Here is a 16831-nt window from a genome sequence, read left to right as displayed (position 1 = left end):
TCACACTTGAATTGCGACCTCTACACCGCAGAAACACGGCGGCTAAACGGCCACACAAACAGTCCATTCAGCCACGGTTGCCTCGTGATTATCCGCATGAGGAGCATCCCTGACCCAAGCCCAAAGATCACGAATATCGGATACTGCACATACGGGTCAGTCACATCCACCATCGCCAGCAGTGTTCCCGCAACTCTAATCGCAAAGAGGTGGACGATGTACAAGACAATCGAATTCACACCAAGATACTCTAGAAATTGCCTAGGCTTCCCAGCTGGGATGAGCGGGACCAAGCGCATCGCCAAGTAGATGGACCCAATTACCCCAAGTACGAAAATTGGTTCGTACACGACTTTAAATCCGACCACGTTGAACCATGACGAGGTCGCAGCTGAAGCGACAGCGATAATCCAGACAAAGGGGCGTCGCATCCACACATCCACCACTGATCGGTACTGCGCGTACCAGTGCCCCAGCATGAAGAAGGCAAACAGGAATGCACCTTTCTCCATTCGAAATGCTTCGGGAAGGAAATGAGACACCACGAGAGCTAGCAGAGCTGGAATCCAGGCCGGCATACTTTTCAGCAACCACGCGATCACATAGAAGATCAAGAGGAACCAAAGATACCAGAGGTGCGTTTCGGCGGGATTGTACGCAATCTGCGCAATATACGCGAAAGTGACGTCGCCAGCTAACATCAAGCCGATCAGGCTCCAAAGCACGTATGGCCACGCGATCTTGCGTGCTTTACCCCCGAAGTACAGCGATGCCGACTTGGAGAGCGATCTGTGCAACAACATACCGGACAAGAACATGAGCGCCGGCATTCGGTACGGCTCGACCACTTGGTTGAAGACATCAATTCCACGCGGATAAAAATCCCCGAAGTAGGCGACACCAGTACCAGCATGAAAGAGAACCACAAGCAGCATCGCGATCCCTCGCATCGCGTCCATCCACGATTCGCGCATGGTACCAACTTTCGTGCACGACAGGGCAGATTCTCGGGCGGTTGCTCGAGTCGGACGCTTTGGTCCGCAGCAGGTGGTGTGCGAAGCACCTCGCTTTGGAAACGAGCCTAAGAGATATATGGGCGAGAAATTTCCACGAGCACAGAATGCCGTCAGTCCAACTCTCGCGGGATGAGCCTCGCAGACGGCCCAGCCAGCAGAAGCGCAACGGCGGGGAAGGTAGGACCCAAGCCCGCACGCCCCTGATAATGTCATGCGGGCCGCTTGGTTCGCGCTACCAGCAGTTGGAGGCCACCAGACCATGACCGTTGCACCCGACGACGACGGAATCGGCGCGAAAGCTGTCCGCGGCATCGGATGGATCGTCCTCGAGCGATGGGCCTCGCGGTTCATCGCGCTCGGCGTCTTCGCGCTCCTGGCTCGGTTCATCGCACCGGGAGACTTCGGGCTCCTCGCCCTCTCCACGGTCTTCACCGCGATCCTGCAGGTGTTCGTCGACTCGAGCTTCAACAAGGTGCTCGTCCAGCGGCTCACCCTGGAACCCAAAGACGCGTCGACGACTTTCTGGACCAGCCTCGGCATCTCCGTCGTCATCTACGTCGCCCTCTTCTTCAGCGCGCCGCTCATCGCGCTCCTGCTCGGCGAACCGGAGCTTGGCGATGTCCTGCGTGTGCAGTCGATCGCGATCGTGCTCGCCGCACTGAGCAGCACCCCGGCGGCACTGCTCGAACGCGACTTCCACTTCAAGCAGCTCTCCATCCGCAAGCTCGCGGGCACGGTGGCCGGCGCCGGCGTCGCGGTCCCCATGGCGATCATGGGCTACGGCGTCTGGGCGCTCGTCGGGCAGGCCCTAGTGCAGAGCTTCGTCGGATTCGTGACGCTCTGGGCGGCCTCGCGCTGGCGTCCCAAGTTCGAGTTCTCCTGGACCTCGCTGCGCTCCATGGCCTCGATCGGTTTCAGCGTCCTCGGCGTGGAGCTGCTCAGCGCGACGCAGGCGAACATCGACAAGCTCGTCATCGGCGCTGCCATCAATCCCACCGCGCTCGGCTATTACTTCTTCGCGCAGCGGATCCTCACGATCACCTCGGAGCTCGTGACCTCGGTGGTCGGCCGCGTCTCGCTGACCACCTTCTCCCGAACACAGGGAGACGTCGCGAAGACCAACGTGGTCATGCGCAGCCTCACCTTCGCCTCGTCCGCAGTCGCGATCCCGGTCTTCCTCATCCTGGGGCTGCTCGCGCCGGACTTCATCCCCTACCTCTTCGGCGAGGAATGGGTGGCCTCGATTCCGGTGTTCCAGCTCCTGATCCCGTCGATCATCCTGGTTTCCGTGACCTACTTCGATGGAAGCGTGCTCATCGCAGCAGGTCGAGCGAAATCCGCCTTCGGACTCGCGCTCGCCCAGAACATCGTGGGCGTCATTCTGCTGTTCGTCGCCTTGCCGTTCGGCATCCAGGGGGTGGCGCTCTCCCGCAGCGTCCGCGTGATCCTGCTCTGGCCGCTGCGCCTCGTGCTGCTTGCGAAGCAGGCCTCGATCGCCATCGGCCCCTACATGGGGCAGCTCATCCGATGTACAATTGCCGCCGTCCCGATGGTCGCGTTGCTGCTGATCCTCGACCTGACACCGTGGGCTGCGGTTGAGCCCCGCGTCGTCGGGTACACCGTGCCAGCGGCCATCACCGCGTTCGCACTGTATCTCGGCGTCCTGTGGTTCGTCGCCGGTCGTGAGCAGCGGACGACGATCATCGGACTGGTACGAAAACTGCGTCGCCGGTCCGCGTGACATCCCCCCGCAGTGCTACGAGGAGTCACGTTCGAATGGTCTTTCGCACGCTGGTCAGACGCCAGAACCTGGCGCTGTCGACAAGTCTGCGTTCGGCAGCACACGACGCTGGCCTGAGCGACGTCTTCAACGTGTGCGTCCTCGAGCGCGACAACGCACTGCATGTCTCCTTCCGAGCGCTCGACGAGAGCGGCCAGAAGCCGTTCCGGGCATATCTCGCCTCGGCCCCGGTCGGGAGCGACGACTGGACGGTCGTCGATCTCACCGCCCACGCAGGCTCGCACGGGGTCGCCCCGGTCGCCGACCCGAAGCTCTTCGCGACGAAGGACGGGGTGTTCGCGACCTTCAACACGGGATGGCCGAGCGGAGCTCAGAACGACATCTTCATCATGAGGGTCGCCCCCCTGCTGTCCGCACCGAGCCGGGTGCAGCTCGCCAACGCCGAACGGCAGCGCATCGAGAAGAACTGGGCGTTCCACCAGCTCTCCGACGGGGAGCTTGGCGGCATCTACAGCCTGCAACCGCTCATGACGCTCCTCCGCGTCGACGGGCAGGTCGGCGAGACGCCGGACATCACCTTCGAGCTCACGCGGCACGACGCCCAGTACCCGGTGAGGGTTCCTCGAGCGACCACCATCGGCTCTCAGCCCTGCCTGACCGCAGATGGCTCGCTCGTGCTCATGGCGCACGAGCGCTTCTCCATCCGGTCCAAGCGCGCCTACGTCGGACGCCCCGTGCGCATCTCTCGGCTCGACACGACGACACCGACGGTGGAGTTCTCCAAGCACCGCCTGGTGCACTCGGTCGCAAGCGCTCTCCCACGGCGAGGCGTCCACAATCGCAATCTGCTGAGCGCAAGCTACTTCGCCGGGGCCGATGTCCTCGGGTCGACGGTTCGGCTCAGCTACGGAGTCAATGACGTGAAATTCGGCATCGCGGAAATCGAGGAGCAGGCACTGTGGCAGTAAAGACGTTCTACTGGGACCCGGTCGACCGGACCCGTCGCTTCTCGATCCCCCGACGAGGCAAGCTTCGGGTCGGCAACGCCGGCGACCTCTTCAATCGAGACCTCGTGCGCTTCCTCTACGACGACGAGCCGGACAACCTGACCGACATCGGCGGGCGCCTGCTGCTCGTCGGTTCCGTCATCCATCGCGCGTTGCCTGGTGACATCGTGTGCGGGGTCGGGACGAAGGGGCGTGAGCTGCCTGCTGTGGCTGAGGGGCCTTCCGACATCCGCGCCGTGCGTGGCCCGCTGACGATGCGAGCCCTCGACGAAGCCGGGTACGACACCTCGAACGTCACGTCTCAGCTCGACCCCGGTCTCGCAGTCGAGTCCATCTACGCCAAGACCTGCTCCGAGACTCAGGCCGAGGCGGGTCGGGTCATCTTCATCCCCCACTACCGCGACCTGCCGCTCTTCCGCCGCCGCCGCGAGTTCTCCCTCGTCAGCATCGACTGCGAGCCTGAGGACCTGGTTCGCGAGATCCTCCGCGCGGAGTTCGTCTACACCTCGTCGCTCCACGGGCTGATCTTCGCGCATGCGCTCGGACGCCCCGTCAAGCTCGTGGCACCGGTCAACGGCGAGCCTGAACTCAAGTACCAGGACTACTTCGCATCAGTCGACCTCCCCTGGTCGACCCCCGTCTCCATCGACGAGGCCCTGCGCGAGCCTCGCCTCGGCTCCCCGGTCCACATTCAGAAGACCCTCGACGACTTCGCGTTCCCCACTCGAGCCGAACTCGTCGAACGCGGCATCGCATCCGCATCCTCCGCGTGACGGCGCGGCGCTGACCTGTGAGTATGAAGGAACCCGAAAGTCAGCAGAGCGCTGACGCACCGAGAAAGGAATTGGTTCGATGACCGAAGTCCTCCTGCCGATCCTCATCGTCGTCGCGACACTGATTGGCCTTCGCGTCACGGGAGCCACGACCACCGTCGCGCTTGTCGCGCTCGTGGGCCTTGCGCTCTTCCCACGCAGCCAGGTGTACCTGTTCGGGTTCGACCCGGTGCCGTTGTCCACAGTGAGCCTCTTCATCTGCGTCATCATCGCCATCTTCGCCAAGCCGCGGCTACCGATTCCTGTCGTCTTCATCCCGTTGGTGGCCTACCTGATCCTCATGGTGACCACCGGCTGGACGAATCCGCACGTCTCGGGAGACGCTCTAACACTCATCCTCGTCGCGATTCTCGCCTGGTTTGTCGGGACGTTCGTCGGACGGGCCGAGACAGCTCCTCATCTCGAACGTTGGCTTGCTTTCGCCATCCTCGCCATCCTCGGCTTCCAAGCGCTCATCGCGCTGGGCCAGAGCTTCGGCCTCTCCTGGTTCGCGGCCGTCTCTGAAGCTTCGATCCTCGAATCCGGACGCTCGGCGGGCACGGCTGGGCACCCCGGGAACCTGGGGAAGATCGTCATCTGCCTGACTGCGATCGCGCTGCCGCTGAGCACGTCCACCGACAAGGTCGTCGCTCGCGCAGCGACGTTCGCGATGCTCGCCGGCCTGCTGGGCGTGGGCCTCTCCGCGAGCCGCACGAACTTCATCGCGCTGATCGGCATGCTCGGTCTCTGGATCATTCTTCAGCGTGGCAAGGGCGTCATGAAGCGACGAATCTGGTTTGGCGGCGCGATCGCGCTCGTGGGCGCGCTCTCTCTCGATGCCATCCTCGCCCGCTTCCAGCAGGACCCACTCGGTGGAGAACGAGAGCACCTTCTTGCCGTCGCGCAGGAGCACATCGGTAGAAATCTCATGCTCGGCATCGGGCCAGGAAACTACATCACCTACTTCGGCCAGTTCGATGCGCTCACCGCCCGCGGGTGGCCCGTGCACAATGTGTTCTACTACATCACCGCGGAACAGGGCGTCGTAGGGGCACTACTCTTCTTCGGACCGATGGTTGCGCTGGTCATCAAGGGCCTCCGCGATTACAACAGGAAGAATCAGCACTCAGATTCTGGTTTGGCGCTCTTTACGCTAACCATGGCGATGGTTGTCGTCGGATTGACCGGATGGGGATTCGCGGGAGGTTTCGTCCTCCACATCTGGTTCTTCACATTCGGCTACTTCAGCGGGAAGCTCGCGAAGAAGCCCGTCGAACTGCCGCCGCCGGTCGCCGCCCTGCCGATCCGTCCCGCTGCCAAGGGTCTGCGCTTGCGCTGACGACTCCCTCCCAACGAACATTCCAGGAGAAGCCTGTGCTCAAGCACGTCCACGGTGTGCCCGCATTCATGTGGAACCCCCACCGGTACCGTCGTCTGCGACTCGCGGGTCGCATGTTCGGGCCCCGGAAGAACAACTTCGGTGACCTGATCGGCCCGCAGGTCGTCGCGCAGGTCGCCGAGTCCCGACTCGGCTCGGCCCCCCACCAGGCGGTGGACTCGACGCGAACGCTCTTCTCCGTCGGATCCGTCATGCACTTCGCCGGCGACAACGACGTGATCTGGGGAACCGGCGTCAACGGCAAGACGGTCGAGCAAGCCCACCGCTTCACTCGACTCGACGTGCGCGCTGTGCGGGGGCCACTCACCCGGGAATGGCTTCGCCGCGAGCGCGGCATCGACGCCCCCGAGGTCTACGGCGACCCGGCTCTGCTGCTGGGCGACCGATTGCGCGCGCGGCACCCGCTCCTCCCGTCCCGGCGCTTGAGCGTCATCCCGAACCTCAACGACGCGCGGGAGTACCGCAGCCACCCGGACTTCTTCAGCCCCAGGCGCTCCGTGGACGAGATCGCAGCCCGCATCGCCGGCAGCGAAGCACTCGTCACAAGCTCACTCCACGCGCTCGTCTTCGCCGAGATGCTCGGCGTGCCGGTCGTGCTCATCGCCTCTCCCGTCGAGCCGGTCTTCAAGTACGAGGACTACTTCCGCGGCACTGGGAGGAGCAGTTGGATGATCGCCTCGAACCTCGACGAGGCTCTGCAGCTGCTTCCTGCCCGGACTGCCTCGACAGAGGCCCCGCTTGCCGCCTGGGACCCCGCGCCCCTCGAGGCAGCCTTCCCCACCGATCTGTGGACCACGGCGAGCTGAGGGCACTGAACATGTCGAGCGTTCCCCCGAAGCCCAGAGTGCTGATGTCCTACAACCGGCCGCCCGGAGGTGGGAACCCGTACACGGCATTTCTCGCACAAGCGCTCGCCGACGACGTCGACCTGCAGTTCTTCTCGTGGAAGACGGCGCTCATCGGACGCTGGGACATCTTCCACCTGCACTGGCCCGACGCTCTTGTCGTCGCCCCCTCCGCCGCGCGTGAGCTCCTGAAGTCCTTCCTCCTGGTCGCCCTGGTCCTGCGCATCCGGCTCACCCGCAAGACGCTGGTGTGGACGGTGCACAATCTCAAGCCCCACGAAGCAGGGCGGCGGACCACAGCGTTCGCGATCGACCTCCTGATCCGGGCCGTCGACGTGCGCATCTACCTCAACAGCTCAGAAGACAACGACCTCTCGCTGGGGGTCACCGTGCCCCACGGGGACTACGTCCCACTTCTGCGTCAGCACAAGGAGGGGGGCTGGGCGTCTCAGGAACGCGTGGTGCACCAGATCCTCCACTTCGGCCTCGTTCGCCCTTACAAGGGCATCGAGTCCCTCATCGAGAGCTACGAGCAGCAGCGGCTGCCTGGGTCGAGCCTGGTCATCCTCGGTGCCGCGAAGAACGCGCAGTACCGTCACACGATCCAGCAGCTCGCGGATGCGCATCCCGGCACGGCGTTCGATGCGCGCTTCGTCGAAGACCCCGAGCTTCTCGATCAGCTCGCCGAGAGCAGACTCGTGGTGCTCCCGTACCTCCAGATGTACAACTCGGGCGCCCTCATCTACGCGCTGAGCTTCGGGTGCCCCGTGCTCGCGCCGGTCAGCTCCTCCAACCTCGCGCTCCAGCGAGAGGTGGGGTCGGAACTCCTCACGCTCTACCAGGGACCTCTCACGGGCGAGGTGCTGGAAGCCGCCTACCGGGATGCCCCGGCACGGCGCACGTCAGCCTCCGCCTTCTCCGAGCGTCGCTCGTGGGCGACCACCGGCCTCGCACACGTGCGCCTGTACCGGGCGCTGCGCGGAGCCCGAGCCGCCCGAGCCGCGGACATGCGTGCGCGGGTTGCCGCAGCAGTCGCCGCTCCGGATCAAGCCGCCTGAGGGCAGGCTCTCAGCCGGCCGCCAACTCCCGGAGGCGAGCGTCGACGCGTGCAACCGACCGCTCGATGGTGATCTCGCGTGCGTTCTCCACGAGGTGGTCCGAGAGCCGTCGCCGCAGCACCTCGTCGTCGAGGAGTCGTTCAACCGCGTCAACCCACAGCTCGACGGGCTCGCTCGGCAGCACGAAGGCATCCACGAGCACGGGGTCCGTGATGAGGAACGGTGCGGCACCGTAGTCCCGCGAGAGGATCACGGGGACGCCGTGCTGCGCGGCCTCGACCGCGCTCCTGCCGAACGCCTCACGGCTCGACGTGCCGAGGAAGGCCGTCGCTCCCTGCCAGAGGGCGGCCGGGTCAACCCAGCCGGAGATGTCGAGCGTCTCGGGCCGTGACTGCTCGAGCTCGCCCTGCAAGGGGCCAGCCCCGAACGCCTTGGCCAGCGCCCCCGTCCGGCGCACGATCTCAGCGAAGAAGAGTGGGCGCTTGTCGCGGTCGAGGCGACCGGCGAACACGAGGTGCCCGTCCCGTCCCAGTGACCCGTCAGCGATGCGCTCGACCGAGGGAACCCCAGCCGGCACGATCACCGGATCGACCGCAGAGCGGACTCCGTCGGCGAGCACCGTCGTCGTCGCCCAGACCTCGTCGGCTTTCCGCATGGCACGGGTCACGAGAACTCGCTGGAGCACTCGGCGCAGCGCCTTCGCCTCACCGTGCGCCGGCCACGGCAGTCCGCGGACGAACGAGACCCACGTGCTCGGCCGGTTGCTCCCCAGGCCGCTCACCGCGATGTCGCTCTGGCCGATCATCGTGATGACGACATCGGCCTCGCGGAACTCGGCACGGCTCAGCAGAAGCCGCCTGATCGCCGGGATCAGCTTCATGCCGTGCACGTCGATCGTGGTCTCGTGCACTCCGAGATCGCCCTGCGGCGGGGAGCCGAGTGCGCTCGGCCTCATGGCGATGATCCCGGACCAGTCGAGGCCGGCTTCCCGCGCGGCGGTCACGAGGTCGTAGGTGGAGCGGTAGACGCCGCTCCTCGTGGTGAGTGGGACGGAGACGATGCAGACCTTCATATCGCTCAGACGCTCTTCTCGAGTTCGGCGACGATGGAACGCGTCCCTGCCGCGTACTGCTCAGTCGAGAACCGCTCGAGGACTCGGGCGCGTCCCGCGGCAGCCATGGCCACAGCCCGATCCGGGTCGGCGATGAGCTGCGCGCAGGCCTCGGCCAGCTCCCCAGCGTTCTCGGCCTCGAAGGTCAGCCCGACCTCTGCCGAGTCGACGATCTCCACCAGACCCTGCGTGCGAGCAACGATCGTGCACCGACCCGCGGCCATGCCTTCGGCCGCCACGGTTCCGAAGGGCTCGAGCCGCGATGGGACGAGCACCAGGTCCGCTTCCCCGAAGCGCTCCGCTGGCTCCGGGTCGAAGCCGGCGAAGACGACGGCATCCTCGAGACCGTGCTTCGCGATCTGCGCGCCGAGCTCGTCCCGGTACCACTCGTACCCGTCGAACACGTCACCGATGAGCGTCAGCTTCGTGTCGATGCCTCGCTGCCTGAGGAGGTGAACAGCCTCGATCGCGGTGTCGGTGCCCTTGCGAGGGCTGATGCGCCCCACCAGGAGCAGGCGAACGGGCTCCGCGAACCCTTCGAACACCGGAGCCTCGTACGGGGCCCAGTCCTTGCCGTTGTACAGGACGGAGGTCTTGCCCGTGACGCCGGACGCATCGTCGAGCACGTATCGCTCAGTGGCCTTGCTGTTGCAGACCACTCGGGTCGCGAGTGCCAGCGGAGCGAGCAGCACCTTGCGGACGATCGCCGGCTGCTCTGATTCCGCTTCGCGCACGTGCACGAGCCTCGGCTTCTTCGCCAAGGCCGCCGCGAGGAGCCACCACGGCTGCGTGATCGTGTTGACGTAGACCACGTCGGTTTCGAGGCGACGCAGGACTCTCATCGACCGAACGATCGTGCGCGGCATCGTGGCTGCGAGCTGCAGCAGCTTGAGGGGGCGCAGCATCGCCTTGCGCAGCACGGGAAGAGGGAGAACGAGCACCCGGGCACCCGCCTCCGTGAGGAGCGGCACGAGCGGTCCGTCAGACGGCAGCACCACATCCACCTGGTCGCCGGCTTCGACGAGCGCACGCACCGAGGCTACGGCCATGCGATCACTTCCGTACAGCTCCGCACCAGGATGGGTAAGGAGGACGCGAGTCACGATCGGCTGGGCCTTTCGGTAGGTTCAGGCACGTGCAAACAGCTCGGTCCTGACTCGCAGAAGCAAGAGTCTTCGCACGAAACAGGACCGTCATCGGGGATGCCATAGAGTGTAGCGTGATCGAGCTATCGCATCGCGTCGCGCTCGTTTCCCCCGTTAGCGCATCCCCCACCTGCGCTGGAGGTCGGTCGACCTCAGCCCTGCGAGTCGCAGGACTGACGTTCACCCCCTTCCCACCTCAACGCGAAAGAGGCCTGACCTGATGAATCGATCAGTCGCGATCATCGGTACTCGCGGTTACCCGAGCTACTACGGCGGCTTCGAGACAGCCGTTCGGCGCCTTGCTCCGTACCTCGTCGACCAGGGCTGGGACGTGACTGTCTACGGCAGGGATGGCTCCACGAAAGAGGGCGACCCGACGCGCGACCCACGCGTGCACACTCCCGTGACTCGAGGCATCGAGTCGAAGTCCCTCAGCACGCTGTCGTATGGCGCGACGGCCATGTTCGACGCGTCCAGGCGCCGCCCTGACGTCGCGCTCGTGATGAACGTCGCCAATGGGTTCTGGCTCCCCTTCCTCCGCGCACGCGGGGTCCCGACGCTGCTCAACGTCGACGGCATCGAGTGGGATCGCGCCAAGTGGGGGCGCCTGGCGAAGGCCATGTTCCGTGGAGGAGCCAAGGCGACCGCGTGGTGGGCGGACGAGCTCGTCTTCGACGCGCACGCCATCGGCGATCGTTGGCGCAGGGACTTCCGTCGTGACGGTGTCTTCATTCCCTACGGTGGCGATGTGCCGGAGGACCTCCCCATCGAGCCCGGCCTGACCCACCGCGGATACGCCCTGGCGGTCGCGAGATTCGTGCCGGAGAACACGGTGGGCGAGTTCCTCGAAGCGGCGGAGACCGTCGCGAAGACGCACCACGTGGTCATCGTCGGCTCAACCGGCTACGGTGGCGAGCTCGACGACAAGGCGCAGAAGCTCGCAGACGCGAACGCCAGGGTGCACTGGCTCGGCCACGTCAGCGATGACGACCGGTTGCACTCGCTCTGGCAGCACGCTGGAGCCTATTTCCATGGACACAGCGTTGGCGGCACGAACCCGGCGCTCGTTCAGGCGATGTCGTGCGCCGCACCGACCGTGGCGCGGAACACCGTCTACAACCGAGAGGTGCTCGACGACGCGGCGGTCTTCGTCGAGCCCACACCGTCAGCCATCGCGGACGGTGTCCTCCGCCTCCTGGGCGACCCAGCTCTGCAGGAGGACCTGAGCGCTCGTGCGTTCGCTCGCGGCCGAGCGGAATACTCGTGGGAAGGCGTGTGCGCGCGCTACGAGGAGAGCCTCGACAAGCTGGCGCGAGGGCGGTCTGGGAAGAAGTCAGCCGCCGGACGCCGCTGACCACTCGACCGGCACTCCGTCCGAGGTGGTCAGCACGACCTTCTCGAGATCGGGGTACGTGCCCTTGACCAGGGTGCCGATCTCAGCGACCAAGCGCCGCCGGTCGGTGTCGCTCACCGAGCCCGAGTCTGCGCGGAGCTCGACCTGGAGCCCGTCACTGACTGAGCCGCTGACCTCGCCCACGTACCAGCTCGCGGCGCCGCCATCGTGCGGTCGATCGAACCCGTCTGCGAAGTCCTGCACCTGCCAGAGCCGTTCGAGAAGCGCCTGGGCATCGCTCCCCGAGCCGCTGCCCTGCGGTGATCGCACCGGTGCCGACACGCGGAGGGCGACCGTCCCATCCTCCGTGATCTCACCGGACTGGGGCCAGGCAGTCACGACGATCCGGTCCTCCGGATCCCAGTCGATGTCACGCTCCGAGATGTAGATCGGCGCAAGGCCTGCCTCAGCGAGCCGCGCGGCCGCCTCGTCCACGCTGAGGCCCACGACGACCGGCACCTGGGTCGCCACGGCGCTCGTCGGCGGAAGGGCCTCGCTGGACGTCGGGGGCGGCTTCGGCTGGGTGCAGTCGCTGACCGAGAAGACGAGCACCCCGGAGAGAGCGACAAGCAGCACCCCGCACAGAAGGAGGAGTGCTGTCTTGAGCGGCGATTTCGACCCACCAGTTTCTGGCGCCGTCACGAGCTTCTACGCCGCGTCAGGTTGTGCGCAGCCGACGATGGCAAATTTCGCATAGCCACCTGTTTGGTACGCGAACTCGTAGAGCCACCCCGCAGGCTCAAGTACTGCTGGGGGTGCGACGACGTCTACGGCGATCCCGCTGCAGGACTCGAAGATGGTTCGCGCGCGGGCGACGTGTGGCGTCGCAGTAACGACAGCGACCGAGGTCCAACTGTCGCGTTCAGCAATCTCCGCAATTTTCAGAGCCTCACCCGCAGTGGTGGCGGGCACCGGCATGAAGCAGTCAGCTGTGCGATCACGGCACTCGGGAATGGAGGCCTTGTCGTAGGCCCAGCCGGGCCTCCCCGCCGAGATGATCATGCGATCGGCGCGGCCTTCGTCGACGAGCTGCTGGCCGAGCGCGACACGGTCGGGCGTCGCTGGCCCGAGGACGATGACGGCGTTGGCATGCTCGACCTCGTCCGAAGCCGGGAACACGTAGACGATCGTCGCCGCTACGAGCGCCGCGACGACGACGAACGCGCCAACGGACAGCCAGAGAACGAGCCGACGCACAAGAACCTCCAGAGCTAGTAGGAAGCACGTCGTCGTGACCACCGAATGATGATGAAACGATACCCGCTCTCTTGGTGACTCGCGTGTGAGCTGACGAGCAGTTCAGTCGCCGAACACGATCGTCTCCGTGAAGTCGGCCCCGTGGGGGACCTTGACGACCACGCGCCGCTTCGCGGTCGACAGGTACGTCTTCTCGTACACGAGGAACGAGAGCTCGGACGCCGACGCCCTGGTGCCCTCGGAGAACATGAAGGTGAGCCGATTCGCCCGGTTCGCGCCCGTGACGATGGTGAACCGGTCGGTCGAGACTCTGAGCGTGGACTTGAGCTGCGAGTTCACGACAAGCGGGCGTCCACTCACCGAGCTGTCGACCACCGCACCGACCACCGCAGACGGCTGTACGGAGAACTCGATATGGTCCTCCGGGCCCAGGAGCAGGGGGATGCAGTGGTATCCGGTTCTGCCGGGTGTCTGAACGCGTCGCACAAACCGGTCCTGCTCGCCCTGCATGCTGCCGAAGACCCGGCCGGCGTTGAACCGCAGGGTCGTCGTCATGACTGGCGACTTCGCCGAGCTCACGGCGGTCACGGTGAACGCCCCAGTGGATTCCCCGGCGCCCATCACCGCACCTGAGGCGCTTCTCGAGGTCGCGATCATCGGGGTGAGGGCTTCGGCGTACCCGGTCGCCGTCTTGCCAGCGTAGGTGCCCCAGCTCCGGTCGATGGCCTCGTTGTCCCTGACCACCTTGGAGCCCGAGAGCTTCGCGACGGGCTCGTTGGAGGACAGGACGACTGTGCCTCGGGTCGGAGTCCAGAGGATCCCCGGGCCGTAGCGCGGGCGAGCTTTCGTATCACCCTCGTACGCCATGTTCTCAAGTCTGTTCAATCCGTACTGGAAGCCCAGATGGAAGTTCTTCCTCTGCACGAACCCATACCAGCGGGGCAAGATTTCAGGTGCTGTCGGTGCGGTGTCCGCCAGCAGTGTATTGCTCGACGCGGCAGTGAAGTACGGGTAGTCGGCGGCGGAGGCGCGACGCTCAGCATCGCTCGGGGCGGGCGCGACGGTCTGCACCGTCCCGAGAAGGCGACGTGGGCTGAGCAGCTCGCGGCTCCCGGAGAGCACCCTCGCCGCCCAGTCCGTGATCGGGTACATGGCGGGGTCGCTCACCCAGTTGTCGAACCAGGCCTGCACCGCTTCCTGAGAGGGGTGCAGCGCGGCGAACTCGGGAGTCACCGCGAGCAGGTCGCGACTCGGGGTCAGCGAGCTCTGCGTCTGGTTCGACTTTCCGAGGGGCGCCTTCCAGGCTCCGGGAATCGCGTCGTAGGGCTGGAAGGTGAACACGGTGTTGCGGGCGGAAAGGCCGGCGTAGTGGAAGCCTTCCACGTAGTTCGGGGAGCCATCCGGTCCTGGCGTCGGCTCGAAGAACACTGTGTGTGTAACGAACCTAGTCACCTGCTGGGCGATGTCCTCCGTCGTCGTGGCGACGTCTGCTCGCCCCATCTCGCGAGCTAGGCGAGCGATGACTGCAAGGTCCGGAACTGCAACGTTCGCCGTATACCCGTAGTCGTAGGCCTTTCGCTCCACGGTGTGGCCGCTTGTCGAGATCCCACGCTCAGCAATGATGGCCAACGTAGCGGGCACGTTTGCCAAAAGCGCCGTTCGATCGTCTGGTATCTCGAAGGCCGCGAGCACTGCCGCGGCGATCATGCCGATTGGCTGATTGGCAACGTCGATCTCAGCGCGGCCCCAGAGCTGCGAGTTGGGGTCGAGACCAGTCGCCACGGCTTCGCCGATCATGCTTCGCAGCGATGAGAGCGCGGCGTCAATTGCACCATGGTCTGCTGCGGGGGCAGTCGCGCGATCTTTCGTGAGAAGACCGAAGGTGGAAGCCATGGCCTGCACCCCGAATGCAGTGGCAGCAAGACTAGACACAACCGTCGGGTTCGGAACGGCGGCATCGCTCTGTGCGCCTGAATCCTCAGGGAAGAAGCCATCCGCGAGCTGTGTTGCTGCGTAGGTTTCTATCGCAGCGAGGAGTCGAAGCCTCAGCTCACGGTTGCCCCGGTACTCCACATTCCACGGTTCGTCGCTCGCAAGGAAGTAGGCGAGCGTGGAGATGTGCTCCTGAGTGCGCGCGTTCCACCATGTTGACGCTGCTGCTCGCCAGTACTTGCCCGTGAACCACCCTCTTGGTGCCACGTGTCGACCGGCTCCCGCCGCCATCGGTCCATCGCCGACCATCGCGTTGGTCACCGCTGCCAGGGAGCGCTCGTAGTAGGCAGCGATCGCTGATGTCTCCGTGTACAAAGCCCGGTTTGCGGGCGACCAGGTCGAACTGAGCGTGCGTATTTTCGCCAACGACGCGGTCGCGGCATGTGCGGGGTTCTGCGCCGCGAACAATCCGACCGTAGAAACAGCGCCGCCGATGATGGCCGCTCGAAGGAGGCCTCGCCTACTCAACGCATGCTTGGACGGTTCTGTCATGCTCGGCACTCCTTGCTGATCAAGGCGAAGTCGGACGTGACGCGCACACCTGCGAGACTCGCTTTTGACTGGCGGGTCAGTGTTCCCCGAAAATCGCCGAGACTTGCCGAGTCAACTGGGGATACCCCCTTCGCGCCGTTCCAAGCCTAACCGGGTTATGTTTCGAGTCAACGAACGGAGTCTGACGATCCCGTTCGATGCTCGAGCCTTTCCCCGCGCACCTGCATCTCCGAGCACGCGCCGCTAGCGTCGTCCCATGCCGACGAAGTTCCAACCCGCCTCACGCCACGCGGCCGGGTCGAGCACGTTCCTGCCGTCGATGATCGCTCGGTTCGCTACGAGCTGAGCTGCCGTGGCCGGGTCGAGCGCACGATACTCGGCCCACTCGGTCACCAGCACGATCACCTCGGCGTCTCGGAGGGCTTCCTCGGTCGACTCGACGTACTGAAGCTGCGGGTGGCGCCGACGGGCGTTCTCGATGCCCTGCGGGTCCGTCGCGACGACGTTCGCGCCGAGCCCCTTGAGCTGCACGGCGACGTCGAGGGCAGGCGAATCACGCACGTCATCGGACTCCGGCTTGAAGGTCACGCCGAGCACGGCGATCTTCTTGCCGTTCACGGATCCGCCGAGCGCGTCCACAGCCAGATCGATGACCCGCTGGCGACGCCGCAGGTTGATCGCATCCACCTGCTTCAAGAAGGCGACCGACTCGCCACGTCCGAGCTCCTCGGCGCGGGCCGTGAACGCACGGATGTCCTTCGGGAGGCAGCCGCCGCCGAACCCGACACCCGCGTTCAAGAACTTGCGACCGATGCGCACATCGTGTCCGATCGCATCCGCGAGCTCCTTGACATCGGCACCGACGACCTCGGAGATCTCCGCCATGGCGTTGATGAAGCTGATCTTCGTGGCGAGGAACGCGTTCGCCGCGACCTTGACGAGCTCTGCAGTCGCGTAGTCGGTGATGATGCGCGGTGTGCCGGTGGACAGGGCCTGCGCGTAGACCTCGTCGAGGACGTCGGCCGCGGTCTGGTCAGCGACGCCGTAGACGAGGCGGTCGGGCTCGAGCGTGTCCTTGACCGCGAAGCCCTCACGGAGGAACTCCGGGTTCCAGGCGAGCGTGGCGCCGCTTCCGTGTTCGGCGACGATCGCGGCGAGACGCTCCGCGGTTCCAACGGGGACCGTGGACTTGCCGACGATGAGGTCCCCGGCCTTGAGGTGCGGGAGGAGCCCGTAGAGCGCCGCATCCACATAGGTGAGGTCAGCTGAAGCGCTGTCCTTGGCCTGCGGGGTGCCCACCGCGATGAAGTGCACCGTGGCGGAGGCCGCCGCTGCGATATCGGTGCTGAACTCGAGGTTCCCGCTCGCCGTGGCCGACGTCAGGATCTCGGGGAGACCGGGCTCGAAGAAGGGTGGCTGACCGGCGGCCAGGGCCTCGATCTTCCGCTCGTCGACGTCGATGCCGATGACCTCGTGACCGAGCTCGGCCATCGCCGAGGCGTGGACGGCTCCCAGGTACCCGCATCCGATAACGGAAACTCGCATCTGCTTCTTCTCCATGAATCTCACCCGACTGACTGAAGACCGGGCTGGGGGATGATTTCTTGAGGAACGTGCGCGTTG

At 65.3% G+C, this 16831-nt stretch carries 14 protein-coding genes; 7 read left to right on the top strand and 7 right to left on the bottom strand.

Annotated elements, in window-relative coordinates; all coding sequences use genetic code 11:
• Positions 1 to 20 precede the first annotated feature (20 nt).
• Positions 21 to 974: an acyltransferase family protein gene (locus tag C5E06_RS02230; RefSeq protein WP_181062867.1), complete on the bottom strand. Its 954-nt coding sequence runs from the start codon at positions 972 to 974 to the stop codon at positions 21 to 23.
• Between the two features lie 301 nt (positions 975 to 1275).
• Between C5E06_RS02230 and C5E06_RS02225 the strand changes: the two genes are divergently transcribed.
• The 6 genes from C5E06_RS02225 to C5E06_RS02205 all read left to right on the top strand — a co-directional run bounded on the left by C5E06_RS02225 (position 1276) and on the right by C5E06_RS02205 (position 7878).
• Complete coding sequence (locus C5E06_RS02225; protein WP_181062866.1) at positions 1276 to 2757, top strand: lipopolysaccharide biosynthesis protein; 1482 nt, start codon at positions 1276 to 1278, stop codon at positions 2755 to 2757.
• Positions 2758 to 2792: 35 nt separating this feature from the next.
• Positions 2793 to 3725, top strand: coding sequence for a hypothetical protein (locus C5E06_RS02220; RefSeq protein ID WP_104305865.1), 933 nt, complete (start codon positions 2793 to 2795; stop codon positions 3723 to 3725).
• The gene (locus C5E06_RS02215) at positions 3716 to 4537 is read left to right on the top strand and encodes a polysaccharide pyruvyl transferase family protein (protein WP_104305864.1); all 822 of its coding nucleotides are present in this window, start codon (positions 3716 to 3718) and stop codon (positions 4535 to 4537) included. The genes C5E06_RS02220 and C5E06_RS02215 overlap by 10 nt, the downstream gene beginning before the upstream one ends.
• Positions 4538 to 4616: 79 nt before the next feature.
• On the top strand, positions 4617 to 5915 hold the full coding sequence (locus tag C5E06_RS19140; protein WP_181062865.1) for an O-antigen ligase: 1299 nt from the start codon (positions 4617 to 4619) through the stop codon (positions 5913 to 5915).
• Positions 5916 to 5950: 35 nt separating this feature from the next.
• Entirely contained in the window at positions 5951 to 6781 is an 831-nt protein-coding gene (locus C5E06_RS02210; RefSeq protein WP_181062864.1) for a polysaccharide pyruvyl transferase family protein, read from the top strand.
• Positions 6782 to 6792: 11 nt separating this feature from the next.
• A complete protein-coding gene (locus C5E06_RS02205; RefSeq protein WP_146081277.1) occupies positions 6793 to 7878 on the top strand; it encodes a hypothetical protein in 1086 nt (361 codons plus the stop codon).
• A 10-nt stretch (positions 7879 to 7888) separates the two neighbouring features.
• On the opposite strand, the gene C5E06_RS02200 is transcribed toward C5E06_RS02205, so the two are convergent.
• Both C5E06_RS02200 and C5E06_RS02195 read right to left on the bottom strand, forming a co-directional pair.
• The gene (locus C5E06_RS02200) at positions 7889 to 8950 is read right to left on the bottom strand and encodes a glycosyltransferase family 4 protein (protein ID WP_104240291.1); all 1062 of its coding nucleotides are present in this window, start codon (positions 8948 to 8950) and stop codon (positions 7889 to 7891) included.
• Between the two features lie 5 nt (positions 8951 to 8955).
• Entirely contained in the window at positions 8956 to 10038 is a 1083-nt protein-coding gene (locus C5E06_RS02195; RefSeq protein WP_104240290.1) for a glycosyltransferase family 4 protein, read from the bottom strand.
• Between the two features lie 316 nt (positions 10039 to 10354).
• Here C5E06_RS02195 and C5E06_RS02190 point away from each other — a divergent pair, with 316 nt between their 5' ends.
• On the top strand, positions 10355 to 11488 hold the full coding sequence (locus C5E06_RS02190; RefSeq protein WP_104240289.1) for a glycosyltransferase: 1134 nt from the start codon (positions 10355 to 10357) through the stop codon (positions 11486 to 11488).
• On the opposite strand, the gene C5E06_RS02185 is transcribed toward C5E06_RS02190, so the two are convergent.
• From C5E06_RS02185 to C5E06_RS02170, 4 genes are all read right to left on the bottom strand, one after another.
• Positions 11468 to 12169: a PASTA domain-containing protein gene (locus tag C5E06_RS02185; protein ID WP_146081276.1), complete on the bottom strand. Its 702-nt coding sequence runs from the start codon at positions 12167 to 12169 to the stop codon at positions 11468 to 11470. The genes C5E06_RS02190 and C5E06_RS02185 overlap by 21 nt on opposite strands.
• A gap of 6 nt (positions 12170 to 12175) precedes the next feature.
• On the bottom strand, positions 12176 to 12766 hold the full coding sequence (locus C5E06_RS02180) for a YdcF family protein (RefSeq protein WP_104240287.1): 591 nt from the start codon (positions 12764 to 12766) through the stop codon (positions 12176 to 12178).
• A 60-nt stretch (positions 12767 to 12826) separates the two neighbouring features.
• On the bottom strand, positions 12827 to 14923 hold the full coding sequence (locus C5E06_RS02175; RefSeq protein WP_146081275.1) for a hypothetical protein: 2097 nt from the start codon (positions 14921 to 14923) through the stop codon (positions 12827 to 12829).
• A gap of 528 nt (positions 14924 to 15451) precedes the next feature.
• Positions 15452 to 16753, bottom strand: coding sequence for a UDP-glucose/GDP-mannose dehydrogenase family protein (locus tag C5E06_RS02170; RefSeq protein ID WP_104240341.1), 1302 nt, complete (start codon positions 16751 to 16753; stop codon positions 15452 to 15454).
• Positions 16754 to 16831 lie beyond the last annotated feature (78 nt).

Source organism: Pseudoclavibacter sp. RFBI5 (assembly GCF_002931395.1).
In the GTDB taxonomy this organism is placed as follows: domain Bacteria; phylum Actinomycetota; class Actinomycetes; order Actinomycetales; family Microbacteriaceae; genus Pseudoclavibacter.
This window is presented reverse-complemented; position numbering and strand designations above follow the sequence as displayed.

Coding starts and splice junctions, on each gene's coding strand:
- C5E06_RS02230 (WP_181062867.1), bottom strand. CDS start 974: ATGCGCGAATCGTGGATGGACGCGATGCGAGGGATCGCGATGCTGCTT.
- C5E06_RS02225 (WP_181062866.1), top strand. CDS start 1,276: ATGACCGTTGCACCCGACGACGACGGAATCGGCGCGAAAGCTGTCCGC.
- C5E06_RS02220 (WP_104305865.1), top strand. CDS start 2,793: ATGGTCTTTCGCACGCTGGTCAGACGCCAGAACCTGGCGCTGTCGACA.
- C5E06_RS19140 (WP_181062865.1), top strand. CDS start 4,617: ATGACCGAAGTCCTCCTGCCGATCCTCATCGTCGTCGCGACACTGATT.
- C5E06_RS02205 (WP_146081277.1), top strand. CDS start 6,793: ATGTCGAGCGTTCCCCCGAAGCCCAGAGTGCTGATGTCCTACAACCGG.
- C5E06_RS02200 (WP_104240291.1), bottom strand. CDS start 8,950: ATGAAGGTCTGCATCGTCTCCGTCCCACTCACCACGAGGAGCGGCGTC.
- C5E06_RS02195 (WP_104240290.1), bottom strand. CDS start 10,038: ATGGCCGTAGCCTCGGTGCGTGCGCTCGTCGAAGCCGGCGACCAGGTG.
- C5E06_RS02190 (WP_104240289.1), top strand. CDS start 10,355: ATGAATCGATCAGTCGCGATCATCGGTACTCGCGGTTACCCGAGCTAC.
- C5E06_RS02170 (WP_104240341.1), bottom strand. CDS start 16,753: ATGCGAGTTTCCGTTATCGGATGCGGGTACCTGGGAGCCGTCCACGCC.